This window comes from Caldalkalibacillus mannanilyticus JCM 10596 (assembly GCF_000615945.1).
In the GTDB taxonomy this organism is placed as follows: domain Bacteria; phylum Bacillota; class Bacilli; order Caldalkalibacillales; family JCM-10596; genus Bacillus_AT; species Bacillus_AT mannanilyticus.
The window spans coordinates 1-7,784 of sequence record NZ_BAMO01000070.1 but is presented as its reverse complement, the minus strand read 5'-3'; the positions used below and the strand labels follow the sequence as shown (position 1 = coordinate 7,784).

Annotated in this window: 6 protein-coding genes and 2 pseudogenes; 7 read left to right on the top strand and 1 reads right to left on the bottom strand. The window is 41.1% G+C overall.

Annotated elements, in window-relative coordinates; genetic code table 11:
* Positions 1 to 32 precede the first annotated feature (32 nt).
* A pseudogene (locus JCM10596_RS22285) lies at positions 33 to 269 on the bottom strand (helix-turn-helix domain-containing protein); the annotation flags it as partial.
* A 297-nt stretch (positions 270 to 566) separates the two neighbouring features.
* Here JCM10596_RS22285 and JCM10596_RS22280 point away from each other — a divergent pair.
* From JCM10596_RS22280 to JCM10596_RS27080, 7 genes and pseudogenes are all read left to right on the top strand, one after another.
* On the top strand, positions 567 to 1,295 hold the full coding sequence (locus JCM10596_RS22280; protein ID WP_025028996.1) for a hypothetical protein: 729 nt from the start codon (positions 567 to 569) through the stop codon (positions 1,293 to 1,295).
* A gap of 299 nt (positions 1,296 to 1,594) precedes the next feature.
* Positions 1,595 to 2,532 (top strand): annotated as a pseudogene (locus JCM10596_RS27085) (ABC transporter permease).
* 140 nt (positions 2,533 to 2,672) lie between these two features.
* Positions 2,673 to 3,527, top strand: coding sequence for a carbohydrate ABC transporter permease (locus tag JCM10596_RS22270; protein WP_234410616.1), 855 nt, complete (start codon positions 2,673 to 2,675; stop codon positions 3,525 to 3,527).
* A 142-nt stretch (positions 3,528 to 3,669) separates the two neighbouring features.
* Positions 3,670 to 5,142, top strand: coding sequence for an ABC transporter substrate-binding protein (locus JCM10596_RS22265; protein ID WP_025028994.1), 1,473 nt, complete (start codon positions 3,670 to 3,672; stop codon positions 5,140 to 5,142).
* Between the two features lie 95 nt (positions 5,143 to 5,237).
* Positions 5,238 to 6,113, top strand: coding sequence for an ROK family protein (locus tag JCM10596_RS22260; protein ID WP_025028993.1), 876 nt, complete (start codon positions 5,238 to 5,240; stop codon positions 6,111 to 6,113).
* A gap of 2 nt (positions 6,114 to 6,115) precedes the next feature.
* Complete coding sequence (gene manA / locus JCM10596_RS22255; RefSeq protein ID WP_025028992.1) at positions 6,116 to 7,066, top strand: mannose-6-phosphate isomerase, class I; 951 nt, start codon at positions 6,116 to 6,118, stop codon at positions 7,064 to 7,066.
* Positions 7,067 to 7,160: 94 nt separating this feature from the next.
* Positions 7,161 to 7,784, top strand: a 624-nt coding sequence (locus JCM10596_RS27080) for an endo-beta-N-acetylglucosaminidase (protein ID WP_034682096.1), incomplete at its 3' end; no start/stop codon positions are given.

Here is a 7,784-nt window from a genome sequence, read left to right as displayed (position 1 = left end):
AGAGTATATGAATCAGCAAGGTTTTTCAGTTAGGATTGAAGGGCAATGCTATCAACTTCTTTTAGCCATACTAATTCCTTTTTTAGTTGTGTTAATTCAGCAGAACAAGAATTGTAAGTTAATCCTTTGCCAGTTTCTTTGTATGTATCGTTCCATTTCCCTAAAAAGCGATTAAATACAAAACGACTACATCCGATTGTTTTACCAATTAAGATTTCCTGTTCTTTGGTTGGATAGATACGGAATTTGTATGCTTTGTTGACTAACATTGTTTTCACCTCACTTCCAGAAGGAACTTACGTTCTTATTATACCATATTGTGGAAAGTTTTGGCTAACGCCAACCGACATACATCTCCCCCTTATCATTGGGCTTCGCCCTTCACACGATTGAAGAGGGAGTCTTCTGTCGGAAAATGATAAATCTATTTTACACTAGTTCCTTAAACAAAACGGCTTGCTAGGAACGCACAATTGTTACACTTTATTCTATATACTAGGAAACCTTCTTCTTAGTATTCCGTCTGATACAACATACACTTAAAAAACTAGAAAGAAGGTATTAAAATGCGCAAAGCGCTCGTAGTTTATCTATGTTTATTTTTATTACTCCTTGGCTGTAGCATGAAGACTGAAACAAATTCAGATAGAAAAAATAAGGAGGAAATCAATTTAGAGAATGCTGTTCAGAAATGGGAGCTTGCTGAAGCTCATTTGAAGTTATATGCGCTGAATCATGATCAAGATGCAAATTGGTACAAGGACATGGTTGTAGAATTCCACGATCAAACAAAAAGATTTCCTTCATGGGAAAATTCAGGATGGCCTACGTATGCTCCTAAGTTATTTTTTGAGGATCTTAGTCAAGATGGAAAAGAAGAAATGATAATCATTTTAAAAACCGCACACGGTACTGGCACTTCAGAAGAAGACATTTTTATTCTGAATCCTGAAACTCTAGAGGAAATCTCCATACAAACAGCTCCTGAAACTGCTACAAAACATGCTAAAGCAACTTTATCAAATGATCACATCAAAATTATGATAGATGACAAATTACATCTGATTCCTAGAAGCAGTGTAGAGAAGGAAGACGAAAAAATTGACCAAGTTTATATAGGCATTGGATACTATTCATACTCCATACATAACGGTATTTTAACAGCAAATGTTGCTGTATTTTTTGACATGACAGGACCTCTAGGAGAAATTAAGATTACTTATACTTTTAAAGATGGAAAATACCAAGCAGAGTCCATTAATTTTGAACCTCTTGAAGAGTATAAACAAAAATGATGTATCTTTGGATACCTCTATAGAAAAAAGGGTAAAGAACCAGGAATTTAATATCCTGGTTTTTTAACGTTATTTTACCTCATATTTAGAGCCTGACGACTAGTATTTATCGTAATGCTTAATCATTCATTCGTCAAAAAAAAGATCCTCAGCTTTTTCTTCCACTGGGACATAACCGTACGTTATGTTTTCACCAAGTGTATTTATTTTTGCCATTAAATCTAAGATATCTCAACTATTTTCTATGTAAGGGTTTTCATATAATTAACTTAGAGAGGTCAGATGGAAGGAGGTAAGACATGGGGCGAGTGAAGCAATTCGGAGAAAAACTATACGAGAATCGAGCTTGGCTGCTCATGACATTACCCGGTTTACTCTGGCTAATCGTCTTGAAGTATCTACCTATGTTTGGTCAGATCATTGCTTTTAAGAATTTTCGTTTTCATCCAGACGGTTTTTTCGCCAGTATCTATCATAGCGAGTGGGTGGGTCTGGAGAACTTTCGATTTTTATTTAATACCAATGATGCGTTTATCATTACTCGCAACACGGTGTTATATAATTTGGTTTTTATTGTTGTAGGGCTGATCTTAGCCGTAGGGGTTGCTATTGTCTTAAGTGAACTAACGAAGCAAAGGCTTGCTAAGATTTATCAAACGGGGATGCTGTTTCCTCACTTTTTATCCTGGGTTGTGGTCAGTTATTTTGTCTTTACATTTTTAAGTATGGATCGGGGCTTGTTTAATAGTGTGCTTTCTTTCTTTAACGTTGATCCTATTTCGTGGTATAACGAACCCTCCTATTGGCCGTATTTTATCATTTTCATCAGTCAGTGGAAGGGTGTAGGGTTTAGCTGCATTATTTATCTGGCTGCGATTGTCAGTATTGATCGCAATTATTATGAAGCAGCATGATTGATGGAGCGAGTAAGTGGCAGCAAATTAGGCATGTCACCATTCCGATGATTATGCCCTTGATTATCATCCTTACGATTTTAAATATTGGCAGTATTTTCAGTGCAGATTTTGGTTTGTTTTATCAGGTTCCTAGAGATTCAGGACCGCTCTATTCCGTAACCAATGTTATTGATACCTATGTCTATCGAGGACTGATGACGATGGGTGATATTGGAATGAGTACCGCAGCCGGGTTGTATCAGGCGACAGTAGGGTTTATCTTAATTCTAATCACGAACTACATTGTCAGAAAAATTGATGAAGATAATGCCTTGTTTTAGATATTTGCAGGTGGAAGGAGGAAACAAGAATGGAAACTCCACCAAATAGGACAGAAGTGATCAAAGAACCAACGAGGCAGGTTTCTAAGAAGAACACAGCTTACAATCCCTATGGTTTTTCTGGAGCAACAAGTGTCTTGATGCATATTCTGTTAGGCTCGTTTGCCTTTCTGTGTATCTTTCCGTTTCTCTATGTCATGATCATTTCACTAACCAGTGAGCAGTCCTTAGCGATGTATGGGTATCGTATTATTCCCAAGGAGTGGAGCTTAGATGCTTACTATTATTTATGGCAAATGAAATCACAGGTCATTCAGGCTTATGGTGTCACTCTGTTGGTGACCGTATTAGGAACGCTGATCAGTGTATCCATCATTTCGATGTACGCCTACGCTATTTCCAGAAAACAATTTGCTTATCGCAGACAGTTTACCTTTATTGCCTTCTTTACGATGTTGTTCAGTGGAGGGATGGTTCCGTTTTATATCGTGATGACTCAGTTTCTAGGCTTACGGAACTCTATCTGGGCGCTCATCCTGCCTATGGCAGTGAATGCCTTCTATATCATTATTATGAGAACCTTCTTTCAGCGCTCTGTACCTGAGGCGATTCTTGAATCAGCTAGAATTGATGGAGCGGGGGAGTTTCGAATCTTTTTTACCATTGTCTTCCCTCTTGCGATACCGGGAATTGCCACCATTGCTTTATTTAGCACCTTAGCTTACTGGAACGACTGGTTTAATGCTTTACTCTTTATTGATGATTCGAAGTTTGTGCCTTTGCAATCTTTATTAATGAGAATCGAAAATAATTTAAGCTTTATCCGGCAAAATGCGATGTTATCGAATCAAAATAGTGCCATTCTATCCTCTGTACCACAGGATTCAGCTCGAATGGCGCTGGTCGTCATTGCTACACTTCCCATTGCGCTCTCTTATCCATTCTTTCAAAAGTACTTTATTAAAGGCTTAACAATTGGTGGGGTAAAAGAGTAGCTGCTTTTGGTGTAAGACTTCTTACATTCATTCAAGGAAGAAGCTTAGATTTCTGCTTGGCATTTGTAGAGAGAGGCTAGTGGAGAGAAAACTCTTCCTTTGGTGATAAAGTGATACAAATCATACAGAATGGGGGATAAACATGAAGAAAATAGGCTGGCTGGCTGCCACAATGCTTTTGCTTATGGGGCTTTTGATGGCATGCTCAAGCGAAGATGCGAACAGTAAGGGTTCGTCAGAAGGGACCACGAAGGAAAAGGTGAAAGAAGAGCATGTTACACTGCTTTGGTATCTCATTGGTACTCCGCAAAAGGACATTGATCAGGTGATGGAAAAGGTAAATGAATACACCAAGGAAAAAATAAATGCCACGATCGACCTTAGAATGCTGGATTGGGGAGAGTTCAATGATCGCATGCAGGTCATTACCACTTCAGGAGATGCCTATGATATTGCATTTACCAGCTCGTGGGCGAATAACTATGCTTTAAATGCAAGACGCGGAGCGTTTGTAGCGCTTAATGATTTAATGGATCAATATGGTCAGGAGATGAAACAGTTGATTGACCCTGCTTTCTTAGAGGGAGCTCAAATTGATGGGAAGCTCTATGCTGTACCAACCAATAAAGAAGTAGGACAGCAAGCGGTTCTTTCCTTTAATCATGAATTAGTGAAAAAGCATAACCTAGATATTTCCCAAGTAAATTCTTTAGAGGATTTAGAGCCTTTACTAGCAGTGATTAAAGAGAAGGAGTCAGGTGTAACACCGATTGCTACCTTCGATACGTACTTGCCTTTTGACTCCATCCTACAAGAGGAAATGCCTTTTGCTTTCCGTTTGGACGGGAATACGGATGAAGTGGTAAACAAGTACGAAGAAGCGGAAACAATGAAAGCGCTTAAAACCATGCATGACTATTACAAAAAGGGCTATATCCGTCCCGATGCGGCAACAAGTACCGATTCGTGGCCTTTGGAAACTCCGAACTGGTTTGTTCGCAAAGAGCTGTACCAGCCTTATGCTGAGTCAATTTGGTCCAGAGCGGCGGGGTATGAAATTGTGACAAGACCGCTTCATCAACCGTATGTTTTTAATAATTCAGTTACAGGCTCGATGCAAGCCATTTCGGCTACGTCCAAAAACCCAGAGAAAGCGATGATGTTCTTAAATCTGCTTAACTCAGATCCATATCTGCGGAACTTGCTGGATAAAGGGATCGAGGGTGTGCACTATGAGGAGAATGCGGATGGTACGATCAAAGACCTGTCTGCTCGAGTAGAAAGATATAACATGCCTAGCTTTGCTTTAGGGAATCAGTTGATCCTAAAGCTGTACGAAGATGACCCAGCAGATAAATGGGAGGCATTTGCAGCGTTTAACGCTAGTGCTATTCAATCCCCAGCGTTAGGTTTCTATTTTGACTCAAACCCTGTTCGCACAGAGATTGCCGCCATTTCTAATGTGACGAGTGAATTTGCTCCTGCTTTACTGAAGGGGGCAGTCGACCCAGAGCAATATATCCCAGCCTTTAATAAGAAGCTGTACGAAGCAGGAATGCAGAAGGTATTGGATGAGATTCAAAGACAATATGACGCGTGGAAAGCGAACCAATAAACATAGAATAGATTAGATTCAGCAGGAGAAGAGTGCCCGAAGAGTTCGCTATACAGCTTTTGGGACACTCTTTTTCTATGACAGGAGGGGCTAGAATGCTACATGGAGCAATTGAAGCTGGGGGTACAAAGTTTGTTTGTGCTGTCGGTGATCGGCAGGGAAAGATTCGGAACAAAATGACGTTTCCTACGGAAGGTCCAGAAAAAACATTGGAACAGGTTCATGCTTTTTTCCAAGAATACACCTTGGCATCCATAGGGATTGGGAGCTTTGGTCCCATTGAATTAAATCCACAGAAAAAAAATTATGGGGAAATAGGCAATACTCCTAAATTGCTTTGGAAGCAGTTTAATATCTATCAAGCTCTCGTTTCGACCTATCAAGTTCCTGTGTTTGTCGATACGGATGTCAATGCGGCTGCTTTAGGAGAATTCTACTGGGGAGCAGGAAAAGAGGTTGATCACTGTCTGTATATTACGGTGGGGACGGGAATTGGAGCGGGATTTGTCAGCAAGGGAGAAACACTCAAGGGGAGTACGCATCCTGAAATGGGTCATATTTATGTAGCTCGTCAACAGGAGGATCGTTTTGCTGGAAGCTGTCCGTATCATCAAGACTGTTTAGAAGGATTGGCATCTGGCACTGCGCTTGAAGCAAGGTATGGCAAGAAAGGAAACCTGCTCGTGGAGTGTGAGGAGGTATGGGAGCTAGAAGCCTATTATTTAGCTCAAGCCATTGTGAATTATACACTGATTCTCGCTCCAGACAGAATTATTCTTGGCGGCGGGGTCATGAAGCAACAAGCATTGCTGCCCTTGATTCGCCAGAAGGTGTCTACCTTACTAGCAAATTATGTTGAGCTTGAATCTATGGATAAATATATTGTAACCCCACAATTAGATGATCAGCAGGGAATTCTGGGAGCCTTAGCTCTAGGAATGAAAGCAGATCATGTCAAAGGAGCTTCATAAGAATGGGAAGGGAACCGTTGTTTTTAGAACCGTGTTTTAAGGAGAGGATTTGGGGAGGAACTGCCTTGAAGGATCGTTTTGGCTACTCTATTCCTTGTGAGCAAACCGGGGAATGCTGGGCGATATCGGCTCATCCCAATGGACAAAGTGTAGTGAGGAATTCATCTTATCAAGGGATGACGCTAGGACAATTATGGGCAGAGCAGCCCCAGTTGTTTGCCCATCATCCTAGTCAGGTCTTTCCCTTATTAATTAAAATTCTAGATGCTAATCAAGACTTATCTGTGCAGGTTCATCCTGATGATACGTATGCCCAAGCAAATGAAAATGGAGAATTAGGCAAGACAGAATGCTGGTATATTATTGACTGCAAGCCAGATGCTGAGATCGTCTTTGGACATCATGCACAGAGCAAGGAGGAATTAGAGGACTACATTCGAACGGAACAGTGGGATTCATTGCTACGGCGGGTCAAAATCAAACCAGGAGACTTCTTCTATGTTCCTAGCGGGACGATTCACGCTTTATGTGAAGGAACATTGGTATTGGAAACCCAACAAAGCTCGGATACCACGTATCGGGTGTATGACTACCACCGTCAGGGTGCGAAGGGAATGAAACGAGAATTACATCTAGATAAGGCATTAGACGTCATTACCGTTCCGCACTATTCATCAAGGGGAAAACCCACCGTGAAACAGAAGCAGGATGCCATCATTACAACCTTTCTTGAAGGTGAGTATTTTAGTGTGCATAAATGGTCTGTTCGAGGAATGGTAGAGGCTACGCATGCCCCGTTGTTTCTATTATGCAGTGTGATAGAAGGAGAAGGAGAGATTATGACGGAAGCAGGTACCTTCCCTTTGAAAAAAGCAGATCATTTTCTCGTTCCTAGTGATGTAGCCTCCTTTTCGCTAAAAGGAACTATGGAGATGATTGTTTCTCATATCTAGGTGTAAGTAATTGTAGTTAGATTCGCAAGCTGTATCTTTGTGATGACCGCTTCTGTGGTGATCACAATTCAAAATAAAAAGTAGAGGTGAAAAGATGAAAAAAGGGTCTATTTTTATGCTGTGGGTTTTAGTCATCTTGTTTGTGTGTTTGAATCCAATGAACGGTTTCGCCAAGCAACCAGAATCCTCGTATTGGTATCCCGAAACTTTATTACAGTGGAGTCCAGAACATGATCCTGAAGCTCCGTTTAACCGCAGTACCATTCCATTGGCTCAGCGAGAGGTGCTGTTTAAGGTCAACGATACTCAGCAGTCTGAAGCGAAGCTGGTGGCTTTATCTGCCTTGAACCCTAATACAAGTGGCGTTCCTTCTCAGGGTGGCAAAGAATTTTTTGCGAATACGTTTAGCTATTGGCAATATGTTGACATCATGGTCTATTGGGCAGGCTCTGCTGGCGAGGGAATTATTACTCCTCCTAGTGCAGATGTGATTGATGCTTCACATAGAAATGGAGTGCCCATTCTAGGAAATGTCTTTTTCCCGCCTAAGGTATATGGAGGGCAGGATCTGTGGGTGGAGCAAATGCTCACCCAACGCGAGGATGGTTCGTTTCCTGCGGCAGACAAGCTTTTAGAAGTAGCAGAGTACTATGGCTTTGACGGCTGGTTTATCAATCAAGAAACAGAGGGCGGAACTCCTGAGACTGCCAAGGCAACA